Below are 16,790 nucleotides of genomic sequence, written 5' to 3' on the forward strand. Positions count from 1 at the left end.
AAACAAAACACTTAATTTTAATTATGAGTATATTAGAAATTATTCAAGAACCTTGGCCTTGGTACGTTGCGGGCCCGTTGATTGGTTTGACTGTTCCTATTTTATTGATTATCGGAAATAAATCTTTCGGAATTAGTTCTTCCCTTCGTCATATTTGCGCGGCTTGTATTCCAGCAAATATTTCGTTTTTTAAATACGACTGGAAAAAAGAAAGCTGGAATTTATTTTTTGTTTTGGGAATATTTCTTGGCGGTGTTATTGCGGCTTACTTTCTTTCAAATCCAAATGACGTTCAAATTACTCCAGAACTTTCACAGCAATTATCATCTTACGGAATCACAGATCATTCTGGTTTAGTTCCTTCACAGTTATTTTCATGGGAAAGTTTATTAACGCTTCGCGGATTCATCATGATTGTTGTGGGCGGATTTTTAGTTGGTTTCGGAACACGTTATGCCGGCGGATGCACTAGCGGACATGCCATAATGGGATTATCAAATTTGCAATGGCCTTCATTAGTAGCTACAATATGTTTTATGATTGGTGGTTTTGCAATGTCACTTTTGATTTTACCTTATATTCTTTCACTTTAAAATTTCAAAAATGAGTAATTTAGAAAATAAAAATATAGACGGCGAAGGAATCAATGCAAGTTATCAGAAAGAATCAGGATTCGCTAATATTAAATATTTAATCGTCGGAATCTTTTTCGGGATTGTATTTGTAAAAGCCGAAATCATCAGCTGGTTTCGTATTCAGGAAATGTTTCACCTGCAGTCATTCTTTATGTATGGCGTAATTGGGAGTGCAGTTGCTGTGGGCGTTATCTCAGTTTTCATCATTAAAAAATTCAATATTAAAACACTCCAAGGCGAGAAAATCGAAATTCAGCCAAAGACTTTCAATAAAGGACAAATCTATGGCGGATTGTTATTTGGTTTTGGATGGGCAATTACCGGAGCTTGTCCGGGTCCGCTTTTTGCTCAAATTGGAACTGGCGCAACTGTAATTATTGTTACTTTATTAAGTGCCATTGCAGGAACCTGGTTTTATGGTTTAATAAAAGATAAATTACCTCATTAACTTTTTTGTTTCAGGTTTAAAGTTTCAAGTTGCTTAACGAAACTTAAAAAAAATAAGTCCAAACTCATTCCGTAGGAATGTCTGGTTGGTAGAATTAAATTTGAGTTGCGGTTATACGTTCCGTAGGAACGTTTGATTAACGAGCCAAGAGTTTATTCTGTTGAAACAAGTGTCCCTACAGGACACAATGCAAAACAATTCTATTTTTTTTCTACCGACGAAATATTCCTAACGGAATATTAAAAAATTGTCCTTAGACTAACTTAAACGAAAATATAATTTACATCAAACCCGACAGGTTTTAAAAACCTGTCGGGTTTATTTTTTTGAAGTCTAGTCAAGCAACCTGAAACCTGAAACTTGAAACAAACTTTAACAACTAAGATATTTCTTCATCTAAATCTAATTTCGTTTCGTTAAGTTTGCTTTAAACAATAAATCCCAAAATAGAACCTAATATATGAACCGTTCAGAACAGCTATTGATATTAAAGAACACTGAAAAATGGGATGTAATTGTAATTGGAGGCGGAGCCAGCGGTTTAGGAACTGCTCTCGATGCTGCAAGCAGAGGATACAAAACAATTTTACTTGAAGCGGTTGATTTTGCAAAAGGAACTTCAAGCAGAAGCACTAAACTAATTCATGGCGGTGTACGTTATCTGGAACAAGGAAATATTCATTTGGTTATAGAGGCCCTGAAAGAAAGAGGCTTAATAGCTAAAAATGCAGGTCATTTAGTCAAAAACCAATCTTTTGTGATTCCAAATTACAATTGGTGGAGCACTTTTGTTTATACTATTGGGTTAACTGTTTATGATTTATTGGCCGGACGTTTAAGTTTGGGCCGTTCCAAATATATTTCGAAGAAAAAAACAATCGAAATGCTTCCTAACGTAGAAGAAGCCGGTTTGGTAAATGGCGTAATTTATCATGACGGACAATTTGATGATTCGCGCTTAGCCATTAATATCGCTCAAACTGCTGTAGAAAAAGGAGCTTGTATTTTAAACTATACAAAAGTTGTAAATTTAATAAAAGACGATAAAAACCAAGTCATTGGTGTTGAAGTAGAAGATCAGGAAACTGGAGATACATACAACTTAAAAGGAGCTGCAATTATAAATGCTACGGGAGTTTTTACAAATGCCATAATGAAACTAAACGATACTGTTTATAAAAAATATATCGTGCCGAGTCAGGGGATTCATCTTGTGTTTGATAAATCTTTTTTACCCGGAGATCATGCTTTAATGATTCCGAAAACAAGTGACGGACGAGTTTTATTCGCTGTACCTTGGCATAACCGAATTGTAGTAGGCACAACTGATACTTTAATCAAAAAACAAAGTTTAGAACCTGTTGCTTTAGAAAGTGAAATCAAATTTGTGCTAGAAACAGCTCGGCACTTCTTAGCAAAAAAACCAACCAGAGCAGATGTTTTATCGGTTTTTGCAGGCTTGCGTCCTTTGGCAGCTCCTGAAGAAGAAGGCAAAAAAACCAAGGAAGTTTCCCGAAGCCATAAAATTATTGTATCAGAAACTGGCTTAATAACTATTACGGGAGGAAAATGGACAACGTATAGAAAAATTGCTGAAGATATTATAAACAAAGCAATTACTATTGGTAAACTGCCTAAAAAACCATGTGTTACAGAACACCTTCCCATTCATGGAAATAAAACTACGACTACTTTAGACAGAGAAAATCATTTGTATATTTATGGTTCAGACATTCCTGAAATAATCGAGTTACAACAAAACAATCCTGAATTAAACGAAAAAGTACATCCTGATCACGAATTTACGATGGCAGAAGTGCTTTGGGCGATTCGATATGAAATGGCAAGAACTGTTGATGATATTTTAGCCAGACGTGTTCGTTTATTGTTTTTAGATGCAAGAGCCGCGATTCAATCTTCAGAAAAAGTTGCAAAACTGCTTGCCAAAGAGCTTGGACATGATGAAAACTGGGTAAATAATGAAGTTTTAAATTTCAAAAAAACTACAAAGGGCTTTCTTTTGTCCGAATTTCAATAAGTCTTTTCAAAGTTTGACAACTTTGATAGAATTTATAGCTACAATTTTAATTTTTAGTTAAATATTTAAAAATCAATATTTTAAAACTAAAAAATAAACTATTTTTATTTTAACTTTTTCCTTTCAAAATTGATGTTATTTTGAATTAACAAAAAATTAACATGACATTTGTATATACAACTATTAAAACTTCTACATTTGTATATACAAATTATACACTTACGACTATGACAATTGAAGAGGTTATTAAAAGTACAGTTAAGATGGATAATGCGAAAAAAGTTATTCTGAATATCATGTACACACAAAATGTGATTCAGGATCATTTCAGCGAGTTGATGAAACCGTATGATTTATCCGGAGAGCAATATAATGTATTGCGTATATTAAGAGGACAAAAAGGAAAACCTGCTAATATGTGTGTGATACAAGAGCGTATGTTAGCTAAAACGAGTAACACAACCCGATTAGTAGATAAATTATTGCTGAAAGATTTAGTAACAAGAAATGTCTGTCCGGGAAATCGACGCAAAATTGAAGTTTTGATTACACAGAAAGGATTAGATATTTTAAAAGAATTAGACCCAAAGGTAGATGAACACGAGCGTTTGTTTGCCGAGAATATAAGCCAAGAAGAATTAGGATTATTAAACACATTATTAGAAAAATACCGAACCCAACAAAATTAAAATTATGAGTACACTATTAGATAATTTAAACTGGAGATATGCAACTAAAAAATATGATGCATCTAAAAAAGTTTCTTCAGCAGATTTAAATACTATTAAAGAAGCCGTTAGATTAAGTGCTTCTTCATACGGATTACAGCCTTACAGAGTTGTTATTGTAGAAAATCCGGAAATTAGAGAACAATTAAAAGCTGCTGCTTATGGACAAACTCAGCTTACAGATGCATCGCAAATATTTGTATTTGCAAATGATGTAAATCTTGGAGCACATTCTGTAGACAGTTATATCAATAACATTAGCGAAACAAGAGGCATTCCTGCTGATGCTTTGGCCGGATTTAGCGATATGATGAAAGGTACAGTGGCAAACTTATCTGACGATGCTAAAAATACATGGACAGCAAAACAAACTTATATTGCTTTAGGAACATTATTAGCTGCAGCTTCTGAATTAAAAATTGATGCTACTCCTATGGAAGGTTTCAATGCTGCAGAATTCAACAAAATCTTAGGTTTTGACAAACTTGGCCTAAGTGCTACAGTAATTGCTGCTGTAGGTTACAGACATGATGAGGATGATACTCAGCATTTCAAAAAAGTTAGAAAATCTCACGAGGAATTATTTATCACTATATAATTATTATTAATCAAATTCAATTTTACAACATGAAAAATTTAAAGACAATTGCAATTGCATTATTCGTAGCAGCAGCTGGTATCTCAGTAAACGCACAAACTAAAAAAATCGACGAAAAAGCGTCTACTATCAAATGGGTAGGTAAAAAAGTAACTGGAGAGCACTCTGGAACAGTAAACTTTAAAGAAGGTGCTGTAGTTTTCAAAGGAAAAAAATTAGTTGGAGGAAGCTTTACAGTTGATATGACTTCATTAACTTCTACAGATTTAACTGGAGAATACCAAGGTAAATTAAACGGTCACTTAAAAGCTGACGATTTCTTTGGAACTGAAAAATTCCCAACTTCAAAATTAGTTTTCAAAACTATTGGTGCTAAATCTGCTGACGTTTACACTGTAACTGCTGATTTAACTATTAAAGGAATCACTAAACCAGTAACTTTTGATATTACTGTAAGCGGAAACACTGCTACAACTGCATTTAAAGTTGACAGAACTAAATATGATATTAAATACGGTTCAGGAAGTTTCTTCGAAGGTTTAGGAGACAAAACTATCAGCGATGATTTCGAATTAACAGTAGCTTTAAAATTCTAATTTCAGGCTTACCTAATTCATAAGAAAAACCCCAATAGTTGATTCTATTGGGGTTTTTCTTTTTTATTTATTTCTTTTAATATTTATTGGATTTTGTCTCGTATCAAATACATCTAAAATTTCAATTGAATTTCTTTCAGAATTAATCCAATAAATAATTTTGTAATTTTTAAAGATCAAATAACGAATTTCTTTAGAATAATTTTCTAAAAGTTCTTCTTTTTGTCCAATTTCAGATTGTCCTTGTAGCTTAATTGTTTCCTTCGTAATTCCTATAACAAGTTTTCTTGCAACGTTTAAGCTGGCTTCTTTTTTATAATAGTCAAAAATATTCTTAAGTTCTTTTTTAGCAAAATCAGTCCAATAAATCTTTAACTCCATTTCTCAATTTCAGAAATTAACTTATCAGATTCCGTTAAACGACCATTTGCAGAATCATCCATAGAATTATCAATTCTTTTTTGAAAATCAGCAATTGACATTGGCTTTAACTCAGAATCTGCCTTAGTTTCTTTTTTTAATAATTTTTCAAACTGAGATATAGCTTTCTCACTTTCAAGCTTAAGAAAGTCTCTAATAAAAATCACTTTTCGAGTATCTAAATCCATTTCTTTTATTTTTATCAAAGTTACAAATTATCTTTAAATGAAAATTTAATTGCAAACAATTTTCAAGTAACGTCTTCTAAGGCTTAAACACCTTATTTCTTTTCAAAAGCATAACATTCTTAACGATAAAATAACGCTTTCATAATAACTATCCCCGTATTGATTAACATTCGGGGTCTAATTTTGAGCAAATTAAAAATCCAAAACTAGAAATTAAAATTATAGTTATGAAAACAAAAATACGTGTTATAATAATTACACTTCTAAGCACTTTTTTACTTCAAGCTCAACAACAAACAAAAGGAATAATCGGTACTAATAACTGGATGAACAATTGGACCAATTTTAATCCGGCAAAAATGGAATATAGCGAAGCGACCAACATAATTGCAGGAACAATTGATAAAGATACCAGATTAGTAAAACGAAATACATATCAATTAGTAGGTATTGTTTACGTGACAAACAATGCCACTTTAACTATCGAACCCGGAACTGTAATACGAGGCGATGACAAAACCTGCGGAACTCTTGTTGTTTCAAATGGTGCAAAAATTGTAGCCGAAGGTTTAGAAACAGATCCAATCATTTTTACTTCAAACAAAGAAATTGCAGACAGACGTCCGGGTGACTGGGGCGGAATAATCATTTTGGGAAAAGCTCCAATTAATTTTCTTGGCGGACTTCATACACTTCCTTTTACTTTAGATCCAATAATAAATCATTATGGAGGTCAGGATGCCGAAGATAATTCAGGTATTTTAAAATATGTTAGAATAGAATTTGCAGGAAGAAAATTGAGCTCTGAAAAAGAACTTAACGGGCTTTCATTGGCTGGAGTTGGAAGAAAAACAATATTAAGCAATATCCAGATCAGTTTTTCAAATGACGATTCTTTTGAATGTTATGGCGGCGATTTAAATATGAACAACTTAATTTCATACCGAACAACTGATGATGATTTCGATTTTACGCAAGGCGCACAAATCAGCATCAGCAACAGTATTGCTATTCGTCATCCTTTTTCATCAGATATCTCTGGTTCAAGATGTTTTGAAGTCGATTCGTACGACAAGATTCAAAATACGGATATGAGTAAAAAAATGACAAAAATCACTGCAACCAATATCACTTTAGTTAATCTTGAAGAAAATAATCAAGGTTTGGTTAGAGAATCTGTTCATATTAGAGAAAATACTTTTTTTAGTTTAACCAACAGTATTGTTTCTGGTTTTTCTCCTTTTGTTTTATTAGAAAGTAATATTGGAGATGGAAATGATAACTTATCAAAAATGAGTTTTAAAAACATAATTGTAAACAATTGCAACGGCGGAATTACAAGTGAATCATCTAGTTCTGATGCCACAATTCAAAATTATTACAACCCAAATTTTGGGATAGAATACTCAAAATACAAGAACAGCGAGTTGTTTACAATGCCAAATATCAAAGGAAATCCAGATTTTAGAGCAAATGTAAACAATACGATTGCGATTGGAAATTAAGACCTTAAGCAGGTTTTAGATTTTAAAATTTAACAAATTTAGAAAATTAGAAAAGTTTTTTTTGAAATTTTATGTATTCTAATTCAAATTACATTTATATCTTTGTCACATCAAAATAAAGAAATGAAAACATTAATGAACAATACTTGGTGGTGGAACAATTTACGTCAAACGTCGTGAACTAAGCTTCCTATGGTATTTTCAAAACTATAAACAAAAAGGGCTTGTCATCACGACAAGCCCTTTTTTTTGGTCGAAACTTTAGCAGAAAAATATTAAAAACTAAAAACAACATACTTTGAAACCTTTTATACTCAACACACATTACAAACAAATTCTGGCAGACACCATTACGCCGGTTAGTATATATTTTAAAATAAGAGATAAATTTCCAAATAGTTTATTATTGGAAAGTAGTGATTATCACGGAAATGACAACAGTTTCTCTTACGTTTGCTGCAACCCGATTGCAACGATTAAAATCGAAAACGAAACAATTTCAAAAACTTTCCCTGACGGAACTTCAGAGCAAACTAAAATTGATGCTTCAACAAATATTCCCGAAGTAATTCAGGAATTCTCAAGCAAATTTCAATCGGAGAAAAACGATTTTAAATTTATCAATAATGGATTATTCGGATACATTTCTTACGATGCTGTTCGTTATTTTGAAAAAGTTTCAATTGCTAAAAAAGACAATGCAACTTCAATTCCAGATGTTTTTTATGCCGTTTATCAAAACATCATCGCCATCAATCACTTTAAAAACGAAGCCTATATTTTCTGCCACAGCGTTGATGGAACAAACAACATTGCTGTAATCGAACAATTACTGCAATCCAGAAATATTGCTTCATATAAATTTTCAAAAGAAGGCGAAGGTTTCTCTAATTTAACTGATGAAGAATTCAAGCACAATGTGGCTTTAGCTAAAAAACACTGTTTCCGTGGAGACGTTTTTCAGTTAGTTTTATCTCGTCGTTTTACACAAGGTTTTAAAGGTGACGAATTCAATGTTTACAGAGCCTTAAGAAGCATCAACCCATCTCCTTACCTATTCTTTTTTGATTATGGAGATTTCAAAATATTTGGGTCTTCGCCCGAAGCACAAATTATCGTAAAAAACAGAAAAGCCGAAATTCACCCCATCGCAGGAACTTTCAAAAGAACCGGAAATGATGAACGTGATGCACTTTTAGCCAAAGAACTTTCGGAAGATAAAAAAGAAAACAGCGAACACGTAATGCTGGTCGATTTGGCAAGAAACGATTTAAGCAGAAACGGTCACGATGTAAATGTGGAGAAATACAGAGAAGTTCAGTTTTTCTCGCACGTAATTCACTTGGTTTCTAAAGTGACCGGACATTTACACGAAAAAGCTACAACGATGCAGGTTGTTGCCGATACTTTCCCAGCAGGAACTTTAAGCGGCGCACCGAAACACAGAGCGATGCAATTAATTGAAGATTACGAAAAAACAAATCGTAATTTCTACGGAGGCGCAATTGGTTTCATGGATTTTAACGGAAACTTTAACCATGCCATTATGATTCGAACTTTCCTTAGTAAAAATCATCAGTTACATTGCCAGGCTGGAGCCGGAATCGTAGCAAGTTCTGACGAAGAAAGCGAAATGCAGGAAGTTTATAATAAATTAAGAGCCTTGAATACAGCGCTTGAAATGGCAGAAAAAATATAGTTTTCAGTCGCAGTTTTCTGTCACAGTAACACAGAATGATCAGCAATGTCTCCCGAGGTTGAAACCTCGGGCAATGTTTGAAAAGCAAACTATAAAAGGAATACTATATAAACATAGCCAACGGTTTCAACCGTTGGAGACAAAGATTGGTAAAACCTAAAACAATTAACAAACAAAGAATAAAACCATAAAAACCATGAAAAAAGCATTATCAATTCTAGTTTTAATCATTACTATAACCTCTTGTAATTCGGAAAAAAAAGAGAATCCAATTAAAGGAACCTGGCGTCTTATATCAGCAGAAACGACTGAAAAAGATTCAACGTTCTCGACTTTCAATCCAAAAACAAAAATGATTAAAATTATAAACGATACACATTTTGCTTTTTTCAATCATGATTTAAATAATGGTAAAGATTCAACAAATGCAGTATTCTTTGGCGGAGGCGGAAAATACACTTTAAAAGATAGTATTTATACTGAGAATTTGGAGTACTTCAACAACCGTCAATGGGAAAATGGAAAATTTGAATTTGTAGTAAAAATCAAAAACGATACTTTAACTCAAAAAGGAGTTGAAAAAGTAGAAAAATTAGGAATCGATAGAATTATTACTGAGAAGTACGTTCGAGAGTAAAAAATAGTTTCAGGTTTAAAGTTTCAAGTTTCACGTTCCAACAACTTGAAACCTGAAACAAAGAAAACTTGAAACAAAACAAAAAAGCCATGAAAAAAATATTAGTTATAGACAATTACGATAGTTTCACTTATAATTTAGTACACTATCTCGAAGATTTAAACTGCGAAGTAACGGTTTACAGAAACGACGAATTCGAAATTGACGAAATCGCTTCTTTCGATAAAATATTACTTTCTCCTGGCCCCGGAATTCCTGATGAAGCCGGTTTATTAAAAGCGGTTATCGAAAAATATGCGCCAACAAAAAGTATTTTGGGCGTTTGCTTAGGACAACAGGCAATTGGAGAAGTTTTTGGAGGAACGCTTTCTAACCTTGATAAAGTTTATCACGGCGTTTCGACAAATGTAAAAACTGTAGTTTCAGACGAAACTTTATTTGAAGGTTTAGGAAACGAATTTGAAGTAGGAAGGTATCATTCATGGGTTGTAGACAGCAATTTACCAGAAGTTTTGGAAGCAACTTCAATCGATGAAAACGGACAGATCATGTCATTAAGACACAAAAAATATGATGTAAGAGGCGTTCAGTTTCACCCTGAAAGTGTTTTAACGCCAAAAGGAAAAAGGATTTTAGAGAATTGGATTAAAAGCTAGTTTACAGTATTCAGCCCCAGTTTAAAGTCACAGTAAAAAAACTTAGCATCTCAGCATCTTAGAACCTTAGCAACTTAAAAAAAATGAAAACTATATTAAACAAATTAATCAATCACGAAGTGCTTTCTAAAGAAGAAGCAAAAGACGTTTTGATTAATATATCAACAGGTCAATACAATCCGAGTCAGATTTCGGCATTTTTGACTGTATTTATGATGCGAAGCATTACGATTGATGAGCTTTCTGGATTTCGTGAAGCTTTATTAGAATTATGTGTTCGCGTTGATTTATCAGCTTACAATACCATCGATTTATGCGGAACAGGCGGCGATGGAAAAGACACTTTCAACATTTCAACTTTAGCTTCTTTCGTATCGGCTGGTGCGGGAATTAAAGTTGCCAAACATGGAAATTACGGAGTTTCATCTATTTCAGGATCGAGCAATGTGATGGAAAAAATGGGAATTAAATTCAGCAATGATCCTTCGTTTTTAGAAAAATGTATCGATCAAGCAGGAATTTGTGTTTTACACGCTCCCCTATTTCATCCGGCAATGAAAAATGTTGGACCAATTCGTAAAGAATTAGCGGTAAAAACCTTCTTTAATATGTTAGGGCCAATGGTAAATCCATCATTTCCTCAAAATCAATTAGTTGGGGTTTTCAATCTTGAATTAGCCAGAATGTATGCTTATTTATATCAAAATACCGATATCAATTTTACCATTTTACATTCGCTTGACGGATATGATGAAATCTCTTTAACAGGTCCAACCAAAACGATAACATCGCATATGGAAGGAATGCTAAAACCGGAAGATTTTGGCGTTAGGCTTTTATCTCAAACTGAAATTGAAGGCGGAAAAACCATCGAAGAATCAGCAGAAATATTTACAAATATCATTTCTGGAAAAGGAACTGAAGCACAGAACAATGTAGTTTTAGCAAATGCTGCAATGGCGATTGCAACCGTTACAAAATGTTCTCCGCTTCAAGGTTTTGAATTAGCAAAAGAAAGTTTATTGTCTGGAAAAGGATTGAAAGCATTGCAAACATTACAGGAATTAAGTAAATAAAAAACAAACACAAATTTCACGAATTAGCACTAATTTTTGCTTCTTTGTGACTTTGTGGCAAAACAACGATCATGAATATTTTAGATAAAATAATATTTGATAAAAAACGAGAAGTCGTTCTCAAAAAATCAATCATTGCAGTTTCTCAGTTGGAAGCTTCGGTATTTTTTGGAAAAGAAACGATTTCATTAAGCCAGAAACTAAAAGCAAGTTCGACTGGAATTATTGCTGAACACAAACGTCGTTCTCCTTCAAAATCAGTTATTAATCACAATTTCACAGTTGAAGAAGTTGTAAAAGGTTATGAAAGTGCGGGAGCTTGCGGAATTTCGGTTTTAACAGACGGGAAATATTTTGGAGGTTCTTTAGACGATTTACTTTTGGCAAGAGCAAGTGTAAATATTCCGCTTTTGCGAAAAGAATTTATTGTTGATGAATACCAAATTTTAGAAGCAAAAGCACACGGAGCCGATTTGATTTTACTAATCGCAGCTGTTTTAACTCGTGAAGAAATCAAATCATTATCAGAAATTGCTAAAAATCTAGGTTTAGAAGTTCTGTTAGAAGTTCATAACCAAGAAGAACTGGAAAAATCAATTATGCCAACTTTAGACATGATTGGTGTAAACAACAGAAACCTAAAAACTTTCGAAGTCAGTTTAGATTTCAGTAAACAATTGGCATCGCAAATTCCAGATGATTTTGTAAAAGTTTCCGAAAGCGGAATTTCATCCATCGAAGCTATTCAGGAACTAAAACCTTACGGCTACAAAGGTTTCCTAATTGGAGAAAACTTCATGAAAACCGACAACGCCGGACAAGCCGCAACAGAGTTCATCAGCAAGCTTGGCCTGTAAAGGTTTGCCACAAAGTCACAAAGGCGCAAATTTAATTTGTGCTCGTTTATAAAAAATAAACTTAGTGTCTTAGCTCCTTAGTGGCAAAAAAACAAAAAAACTTAGTGTCTTAGCGCCTTCGTGGCAAAAACAAATATAAAATGAAACTCAAAATATGCGGCATGAAATATCCTGAAAACATTCTCGAAGTAGGCGCACTCCTACCCGATTATATGGGATTTATTTTCTGGGAAAAATCCGCGCGATATTTTAACGGAACCATTCCTGAACTTATAAAAACAATCAAAAAAGTGGGAGTTTTTGTAAATCAAACACAGGAAGAAATTCTGGAAAAAGTAACAAAATACAATTTACAAGCCGTTCAGTTACACGGAAATGAAACGGTTGAATTTTGTTCGGAACTAAAAAGTAAACTATCAAAAAAAATCGAAATCATAAAAGCATTTTCCGCAGATGAAAACTTTGATTTTGAAGTGATAAAACCTTTCGAACCAGTCTGTGATTATTTCCTATTTGACACCAAAGGAAAACTACCGGGCGGCAACGGAACAACATTCGACTGGACGATATTAAAAAAATACAATTCAGATAAACCCTTCTTTTTGAGCGGCGGAATCGGAATTAACGAATTAAAAGCCATTGAAGAAATTTCAAAAAGCAATTTACCTATTTATGCTATCGATGTAAATAGTAAATTTGAAATCGAACCAGGGCTGAAAAACAGAAATTTATTTAGCAATTTCAAACGAAAATTTGATGTTGCCAACTTTTAAACTTTAAACAAAATGAGTTTTAACGTCAACGAAAAAGGATATTACGGAGAATTTGGAGGAGCTTACATTCCTGAAATGCTTTATCCAAACGTAGAAGAATTACGCCAAAAATACCTAAGCATAATGGATGAACCAGATTTTAAAGCTGACTTCAACCAACTGCTGAAAGATTATGTAGGACGCCCAAGTCCGTTGTATTTTGCGAAACGATTATCTGAAAAATACAATACCAAAGTCTATCTAAAAAGAGAAGATTTAAATCATACCGGAGCGCACAAAGTCAACAACACAATCGGGCAGATTCTATTAGCAAAACGTTTGGGTAAAAAAAGAATTATTGCCGAAACCGGAGCGGGTCAACACGGCGTAGCAACAGCAACAGTTTGCGCTTTAATGGGAATTGAATGTATCGTTTATATGGGTGAAATTGACATTGCGCGTCAGGCACCAAACGTGGCTCGTATGAAAATGTTAGGCGCAGAAGTTCGTCCGGCACTTTCGGGTTCACGAACTTTAAAAGATGCTACAAACGAAGCCATTCGCGATTGGATTAATAATCCGGTTGATACACATTATATTATCGGATCGGCGATTGGACCTCATCCTTATCCGGATATGGTAACGCGTTTTCAGAGTATTATTTCAGAAGAAATAAAATGGCAGTTAAAAGAAAAAGAAGGACGTGAAAATCCTGATTATGTGGTTGCTTGTATTGGTGGCGGAAGTAACGCTGCAGGAACGTATTATCACTTTTTACATGAACCGGAAGTTGGAATTATTGCTGTTGAAGCTGCCGGAAAAGGTGTTGACAGCGGCCATAGTGCTGCAACAAGTAAATTAGGAAAAGTAGGCGTCATTCACGGTTGTAAAACGCTTTTAATGCAAACACCAGACGGACAAATTACAGAACCATATTCAATTTCTGCAGGATTAGATTATCCTGGAGTTGGGCCTTTACATGCGCATTTGGCACAAACGGGACGTGGCGAATTTTTCTCTGTTACCGATGATGATGCAATGAATGCAGGTTTGCAATTAACAAAATTAGAAGGAATTATTCCGGCGATTGAAAGTGCACACGCATTTGCAGTTTTAGATCAAAAGAAATTTAAGCCAACAGATGTTGTTGTTATTAGTCTTTCTGGCCGCGGTGACAAAGATTTAGATAATTATATTGACTATTTTAAATTGTAATAAAAATCGTAATTTGGGCGTTCCCTACGGTCGGGCTGTCCGCTATATCTTTTTATTTTTAAAGAAAAAATAAAAAGGATGCCGCTCCCATCCCTAACGCAAATAAATAACTAGAAAAAAGTAGATATGGAAAAGTTATTCTCTTACGGAACATTACGATCAAAACAAATTCAAATGCAGGTTTTCAATAAAGTATTAACGGGAACTGCAGACCAGCTTCTTGGATACAAACTAAAAAGCCTTCAAATAGAAGAAGAATTTGGAATGGCTGATTATGTAGTAGCGGTTCCAAGCGATGATCTTTCAGATATTATATATGGGGTTGTTTATACAATTTCAAATACAGATCTGGCTAAAGTAGATATATTCGAATCGAACTCATATAAAAGAGTTCAGGTAAGATTAAAGTCTGGAATACAGGCTTGGATTTATACAGAAAATTAATAATTGATATGATTCTAGCAGCCGCGCAAACAAAACCAACCCGAGGAGATATCGATGCTAATTTATCAGATCATTATCGTCTTATTGAATTGGCTATAAAAAATAAAGCGCAATTAATTGTATTTCCTGAAATGTCTATTACAGGCTATGAAAGAGAACATGCACAAAAATTAGCTTTCCAAAAAAACGATTCGCGTTTGGAGTATTTGCAAAAATTAGCTGTAGAAAATAATATTATAATTATCGCCGGAGCCCCTATTGAAATTGACTCCAATTTGTTTATTGGTGAATTTGTAATTTCTCCGGATAATTCGGTTTCCATTTATACGAAGCAGTTTTTACACGAAGGCGAAGATGACTATTTTAAATCTTCTTTTGATAATAATCCAATTATTTCAATTGAAAATCAAAAGATTTCATTTGCCATTTGTGCTGATATTGATAATCCGCTGCATCCGGAAAATGCAAAAAAGAGAGAAACTGATATTTATATTGCCAGCATTTTCTTTTCACCAAACGGAATTCCGAATGCGTATCGAGACTTGCAAAATTATGCCGAGAAACATCAAATGAATGTTTTGATGTCAAATTTCAGCGGTGAATCCTGGGGCTCTCCTTCGGCAGGTCAAAGTGCATTTTGGAATAATAAAGGAGAATTAATTAGCCAGATGAATGATTCAGATTCCGGATTATTATTAGTCGAAAACCATAATAATAATTGGACAACTCAAATCATTATTGACTAGCAAAGACTCCTGCAAGGTTTTCAAAACCTTGTAGGTATAAATAAATTACTTAAAATAAAACACCTACAAGGTTTTGAAAACCTTGCAGGAGAAAAAAGATATTAAAAATGAACAGAATAACTCAAAAATTACAAGAAGATAAAAAGATACTTTCGATCTATTTTTCTGCAGGATATCCTAACTTAAATGATACGGTGCAGATTATTCAGGATTTAGAAAAAAACGGTGTTGATTTAATCGAAATTGGACTTCCTTTCAGCGATCCTTTGGCAGACGGACCAACAATCCAGGCGAGTTCAACACAGGCGCTTCATAACGGAATGACAACTCAAATTCTTTTCGATCAGCTGAAAAACATCCGCGAAAGCGTAAAAATTCCGTTAATTATTATGGGTTATTTTAATCCGATGTTGCAATATGGAGTTGAAGCTTTTTGTCAAAAATGTGCTGAAATTGGAATCGACGGATTAATTATTCCAGATCTTCCAGTTGATGTTTATGCAGAAGAATACAAAGCAATTTTCGAAAAATATGGTTTAATAAATGTGTTCCTGATTACGCCTCAAACTTCAGATGAACGTATTCGTTTTATCGACAGTGTTTCAAACGGATTTATTTATATGGTAAGTTCTGCAAGTGTTACGGGATCTCAATTTGGTTTTGGAGATGTTCAGGAAAGCTATTTCGAAAGAATCTCAAATTTGAATTTAAAAAATCCTCAAATTGTTGGTTTCGGAATTTCAAATAAAGAAACTTTCAATCAGGCTACTAAATATGCAAAAGGTGCTATTATTGGAAGTGCTTTTATTAAACATTTGAGCGAAAGCGGAAGTGGGAAAATTGAGGAATTTGTTGGAGAGATTCGATAGAATTTAGTCTGTATAATTACTTATCTTTGAATAAAATAAAACAAAATGGATTTAGAAGCTCGTAAAATATCATTTGTTCAGGAATTCCTGAGACTTGAAAATGAAGAGATTGTTACTGGATTAGAAAATTTACTTCATGAAAAAAAAGTAGAATTATTAGATTCTGAAATGAAACCAATGAATATTGATCAATTTAACAATGAAATTGATCAATCAATTAATGACGCTTTTCAAGGAAGAATTGTTTCTGCTAAAGATCTAAAATCCAGAATTCAAAAATGGGATTAACGGTTTATTGGACTCAATTTGCAGAAAATAAACTTGAAGATATTTTTGAATACTACAAATTTAAAGCTGGTATTAGAATTGCTCAAGTACTTATAAATGGTATAATTGATTCTTCACTAACTTTAGAATTCAATGCATTTGGCGGGCAAAAAGAAGAACTTTTATCAGATAGAATTCAAGACTTCAGGTATTTAATTTTTAAAAATTACAAAATAATATATTGGATTGATGAAACTCGAAACACCGTTTTCATCTCAAACATTTTCGACACAAGACAAAATCCTGATAAACTTAAATTAGGAAAATAATTTCATAATCATTTTTCAAAAAGCTGAAATACTAAGTGTTTCAGCTTTTTTTTGCTCAAAAAACGAAACCGTTTTATGTTAATATTA

Annotated in this window: 21 protein-coding genes; 19 read left to right on the forward strand and 2 right to left on the reverse strand. The window is 33.4% G+C overall.

What is annotated here, in order from left to right; translation table 11 throughout:
- Positions 1-23 precede the first annotated feature (23 nt).
- The 6 genes from APR43_RS12530 (at position 24) to APR43_RS12555 (ending at position 5,043) form a co-directional block, all read left to right on the forward strand.
- Positions 24-593, forward strand: a complete 570-nt coding sequence (locus APR43_RS12530; RefSeq protein ID WP_371079497.1) for a YeeE/YedE family protein — start codon at positions 24-26, stop codon at positions 591-593.
- 10 nt (positions 594-603) lie between these two features.
- Positions 604-1,083 (forward strand): DUF6691 family protein, encoded by a 480-nt coding sequence (locus APR43_RS12535; protein WP_053473908.1) that lies wholly within the window; start codon positions 604-606, stop codon positions 1,081-1,083.
- A 460-nt stretch (positions 1,084-1,543) separates the two neighbouring features.
- Positions 1,544-3,121 carry a glycerol-3-phosphate dehydrogenase/oxidase gene (locus APR43_RS12540; protein ID WP_053473907.1) on the forward strand — a complete coding sequence of 526 codons (1,578 nt, stop codon included), beginning with the start codon at positions 1,544-1,546 and terminating at the stop codon, positions 3,119-3,121.
- Positions 3,122-3,348: 227 nt separating this feature from the next.
- Positions 3,349-3,810 (forward strand): MarR family winged helix-turn-helix transcriptional regulator, encoded by a 462-nt coding sequence (locus APR43_RS12545; RefSeq protein ID WP_053473973.1) that lies wholly within the window; start codon positions 3,349-3,351, stop codon positions 3,808-3,810.
- Between the two features lie 4 nt (positions 3,811-3,814).
- Positions 3,815-4,447, forward strand: coding sequence for an NAD(P)H-dependent oxidoreductase (locus tag APR43_RS12550; RefSeq protein WP_053473906.1), 633 nt, complete (start codon positions 3,815-3,817; stop codon positions 4,445-4,447).
- Positions 4,448-4,476: 29 nt separating this feature from the next.
- Positions 4,477-5,043 carry a YceI family protein gene (locus APR43_RS12555; RefSeq protein WP_053473905.1) on the forward strand — a complete coding sequence of 189 codons (567 nt, stop codon included), beginning with the start codon at positions 4,477-4,479 and terminating at the stop codon, positions 5,041-5,043.
- A 63-nt stretch (positions 5,044-5,106) separates the two neighbouring features.
- Here APR43_RS12555 and APR43_RS12560 read toward each other — a convergent pair whose 3' ends face one another.
- On the reverse strand, positions 5,107-5,424 hold the full coding sequence (locus APR43_RS12560; RefSeq protein WP_053473904.1) for a type II toxin-antitoxin system RelE/ParE family toxin: 318 nt from the start codon (positions 5,422-5,424) through the stop codon (positions 5,107-5,109).
- A complete protein-coding gene (locus APR43_RS12565) occupies positions 5,415-5,651 on the reverse strand; it encodes a hypothetical protein (protein WP_053473903.1) in 237 nt (78 codons plus the stop codon). Before APR43_RS12565 ends, APR43_RS12560 begins: the two co-directional genes overlap by 10 nt.
- 227 nt (positions 5,652-5,878) lie before the next feature.
- Here APR43_RS12565 and APR43_RS12570 point away from each other — a divergent pair, with 227 nt between their 5' ends.
- The 13 genes from APR43_RS12570 to APR43_RS12635 all read left to right on the forward strand — a co-directional run bounded on the left by APR43_RS12570 (position 5,879) and on the right by APR43_RS12635 (position 16,703).
- On the forward strand, positions 5,879-7,156 hold the full coding sequence (locus APR43_RS12570; protein WP_053473902.1) for a hypothetical protein: 1,278 nt from the start codon (positions 5,879-5,881) through the stop codon (positions 7,154-7,156).
- Between the two features lie 298 nt (positions 7,157-7,454).
- Positions 7,455-8,855 (forward strand): anthranilate synthase component I family protein, encoded by a 1,401-nt coding sequence (locus tag APR43_RS12575; protein ID WP_053473901.1) that lies wholly within the window; start codon positions 7,455-7,457, stop codon positions 8,853-8,855.
- A gap of 196 nt (positions 8,856-9,051) precedes the next feature.
- A complete protein-coding gene (locus APR43_RS12585) occupies positions 9,052-9,492 on the forward strand; it encodes a hypothetical protein (RefSeq protein ID WP_053473899.1) in 441 nt (146 codons plus the stop codon).
- A gap of 89 nt (positions 9,493-9,581) precedes the next feature.
- Positions 9,582-10,148: an anthranilate synthase component II gene (locus APR43_RS12590; protein ID WP_053473972.1), complete on the forward strand. Its 567-nt coding sequence runs from the start codon at positions 9,582-9,584 to the stop codon at positions 10,146-10,148.
- Between the two features lie 83 nt (positions 10,149-10,231).
- Positions 10,232-11,224: an anthranilate phosphoribosyltransferase gene (gene trpD, locus APR43_RS12595; RefSeq protein ID WP_053473898.1), complete on the forward strand. Its 993-nt coding sequence runs from the start codon at positions 10,232-10,234 to the stop codon at positions 11,222-11,224.
- 71 nt (positions 11,225-11,295) lie between these two features.
- On the forward strand, positions 11,296-12,081 hold the full coding sequence (trpC, locus tag APR43_RS12600) for an indole-3-glycerol phosphate synthase TrpC (protein ID WP_053473897.1): 786 nt from the start codon (positions 11,296-11,298) through the stop codon (positions 12,079-12,081).
- A 140-nt stretch (positions 12,082-12,221) separates the two neighbouring features.
- Entirely contained in the window at positions 12,222-12,854 is a 633-nt protein-coding gene (locus tag APR43_RS12605; protein ID WP_053473896.1) for a phosphoribosylanthranilate isomerase, read from the forward strand.
- Positions 12,855-12,866: 12 nt separating this feature from the next.
- Complete coding sequence (gene trpB / locus APR43_RS12610; RefSeq protein WP_053473895.1) at positions 12,867-14,048, forward strand: tryptophan synthase subunit beta; 1,182 nt, start codon at positions 12,867-12,869, stop codon at positions 14,046-14,048.
- A 126-nt stretch (positions 14,049-14,174) separates the two neighbouring features.
- Complete coding sequence (locus APR43_RS12615; protein ID WP_053473894.1) at positions 14,175-14,492, forward strand: gamma-glutamylcyclotransferase family protein; 318 nt, start codon at positions 14,175-14,177, stop codon at positions 14,490-14,492.
- 8 nt (positions 14,493-14,500) lie between these two features.
- On the forward strand, positions 14,501-15,238 hold the full coding sequence (locus tag APR43_RS12620) for a carbon-nitrogen hydrolase family protein (RefSeq protein ID WP_053473893.1): 738 nt from the start codon (positions 14,501-14,503) through the stop codon (positions 15,236-15,238).
- 107 nt (positions 15,239-15,345) lie between these two features.
- A complete protein-coding gene (gene trpA, locus APR43_RS12625) occupies positions 15,346-16,107 on the forward strand; it encodes a tryptophan synthase subunit alpha (RefSeq protein WP_053473892.1) in 762 nt (253 codons plus the stop codon).
- A gap of 45 nt (positions 16,108-16,152) precedes the next feature.
- Positions 16,153-16,395 (forward strand): hypothetical protein, encoded by a 243-nt coding sequence (locus tag APR43_RS12630; protein ID WP_053473891.1) that lies wholly within the window; start codon positions 16,153-16,155, stop codon positions 16,393-16,395.
- Complete coding sequence (locus APR43_RS12635) at positions 16,386-16,703, forward strand: type II toxin-antitoxin system RelE/ParE family toxin (RefSeq protein ID WP_053473890.1); 318 nt, start codon at positions 16,386-16,388, stop codon at positions 16,701-16,703. The genes APR43_RS12630 and APR43_RS12635 overlap by 10 nt, the downstream gene beginning before the upstream one ends.
- Positions 16,704-16,790: the final 87 nt, after the last annotated feature.

This window comes from Flavobacterium sp. NLM (assembly GCF_002210235.1).
Classification (GTDB): Bacteria; Bacteroidota; Bacteroidia; order Flavobacteriales; family Flavobacteriaceae; genus Flavobacterium; species Flavobacterium panici.

What these genes read in the sequence shown, in the direction of transcription:
- APR43_RS12585 (WP_053473899.1), top strand. Translation starts at nt 9,052, where the DNA reads ATGAAAAAAGCATTATCAATTCTAGTTTTAATCATTACTATAACCTCT.
- APR43_RS12545 (WP_053473973.1), top strand. Translation starts at nt 3,349, where the DNA reads ATGACAATTGAAGAGGTTATTAAAAGTACAGTTAAGATGGATAATGCG.
- APR43_RS12570 (WP_053473902.1), top strand. Translation starts at nt 5,879, where the DNA reads ATGAAAACAAAAATACGTGTTATAATAATTACACTTCTAAGCACTTTT.
- APR43_RS12550 (WP_053473906.1), top strand. Translation starts at nt 3,815, where the DNA reads ATGAGTACACTATTAGATAATTTAAACTGGAGATATGCAACTAAAAAA.
- APR43_RS12615 (WP_053473894.1), top strand. Translation starts at nt 14,175, where the DNA reads ATGGAAAAGTTATTCTCTTACGGAACATTACGATCAAAACAAATTCAA.
- APR43_RS12565 (WP_053473903.1), bottom strand. Translation starts at nt 5,651, where the DNA reads ATGGATTTAGATACTCGAAAAGTGATTTTTATTAGAGACTTTCTTAAG.
- APR43_RS12560 (WP_053473904.1), bottom strand. Translation starts at nt 5,424, where the DNA reads ATGGAGTTAAAGATTTATTGGACTGATTTTGCTAAAAAAGAACTTAAG.
- APR43_RS12620 (WP_053473893.1), top strand. Translation starts at nt 14,501, where the DNA reads ATGATTCTAGCAGCCGCGCAAACAAAACCAACCCGAGGAGATATCGAT.
- APR43_RS12605 (WP_053473896.1), top strand. Translation starts at nt 12,222, where the DNA reads ATGAAACTCAAAATATGCGGCATGAAATATCCTGAAAACATTCTCGAA.
- APR43_RS12530 (WP_371079497.1), top strand. Translation starts at nt 24, where the DNA reads ATGAGTATATTAGAAATTATTCAAGAACCTTGGCCTTGGTACGTTGCG.
- trpC (WP_053473897.1), top strand. Translation starts at nt 11,296, where the DNA reads ATGAATATTTTAGATAAAATAATATTTGATAAAAAACGAGAAGTCGTT.
- APR43_RS12555 (WP_053473905.1), top strand. Translation starts at nt 4,477, where the DNA reads ATGAAAAATTTAAAGACAATTGCAATTGCATTATTCGTAGCAGCAGCT.
- trpD (WP_053473898.1), top strand. Translation starts at nt 10,232, where the DNA reads ATGAAAACTATATTAAACAAATTAATCAATCACGAAGTGCTTTCTAAA.
- APR43_RS12535 (WP_053473908.1), top strand. Translation starts at nt 604, where the DNA reads ATGAGTAATTTAGAAAATAAAAATATAGACGGCGAAGGAATCAATGCA.
- APR43_RS12590 (WP_053473972.1), top strand. Translation starts at nt 9,582, where the DNA reads ATGAAAAAAATATTAGTTATAGACAATTACGATAGTTTCACTTATAAT.
- trpA (WP_053473892.1), top strand. Translation starts at nt 15,346, where the DNA reads ATGAACAGAATAACTCAAAAATTACAAGAAGATAAAAAGATACTTTCG.
- APR43_RS12540 (WP_053473907.1), top strand. Translation starts at nt 1,544, where the DNA reads ATGAACCGTTCAGAACAGCTATTGATATTAAAGAACACTGAAAAATGG.
- APR43_RS12630 (WP_053473891.1), top strand. Translation starts at nt 16,153, where the DNA reads ATGGATTTAGAAGCTCGTAAAATATCATTTGTTCAGGAATTCCTGAGA.
- trpB (WP_053473895.1), top strand. Translation starts at nt 12,867, where the DNA reads ATGAGTTTTAACGTCAACGAAAAAGGATATTACGGAGAATTTGGAGGA.
- APR43_RS12635 (WP_053473890.1), top strand. Translation starts at nt 16,386, where the DNA reads ATGGGATTAACGGTTTATTGGACTCAATTTGCAGAAAATAAACTTGAA.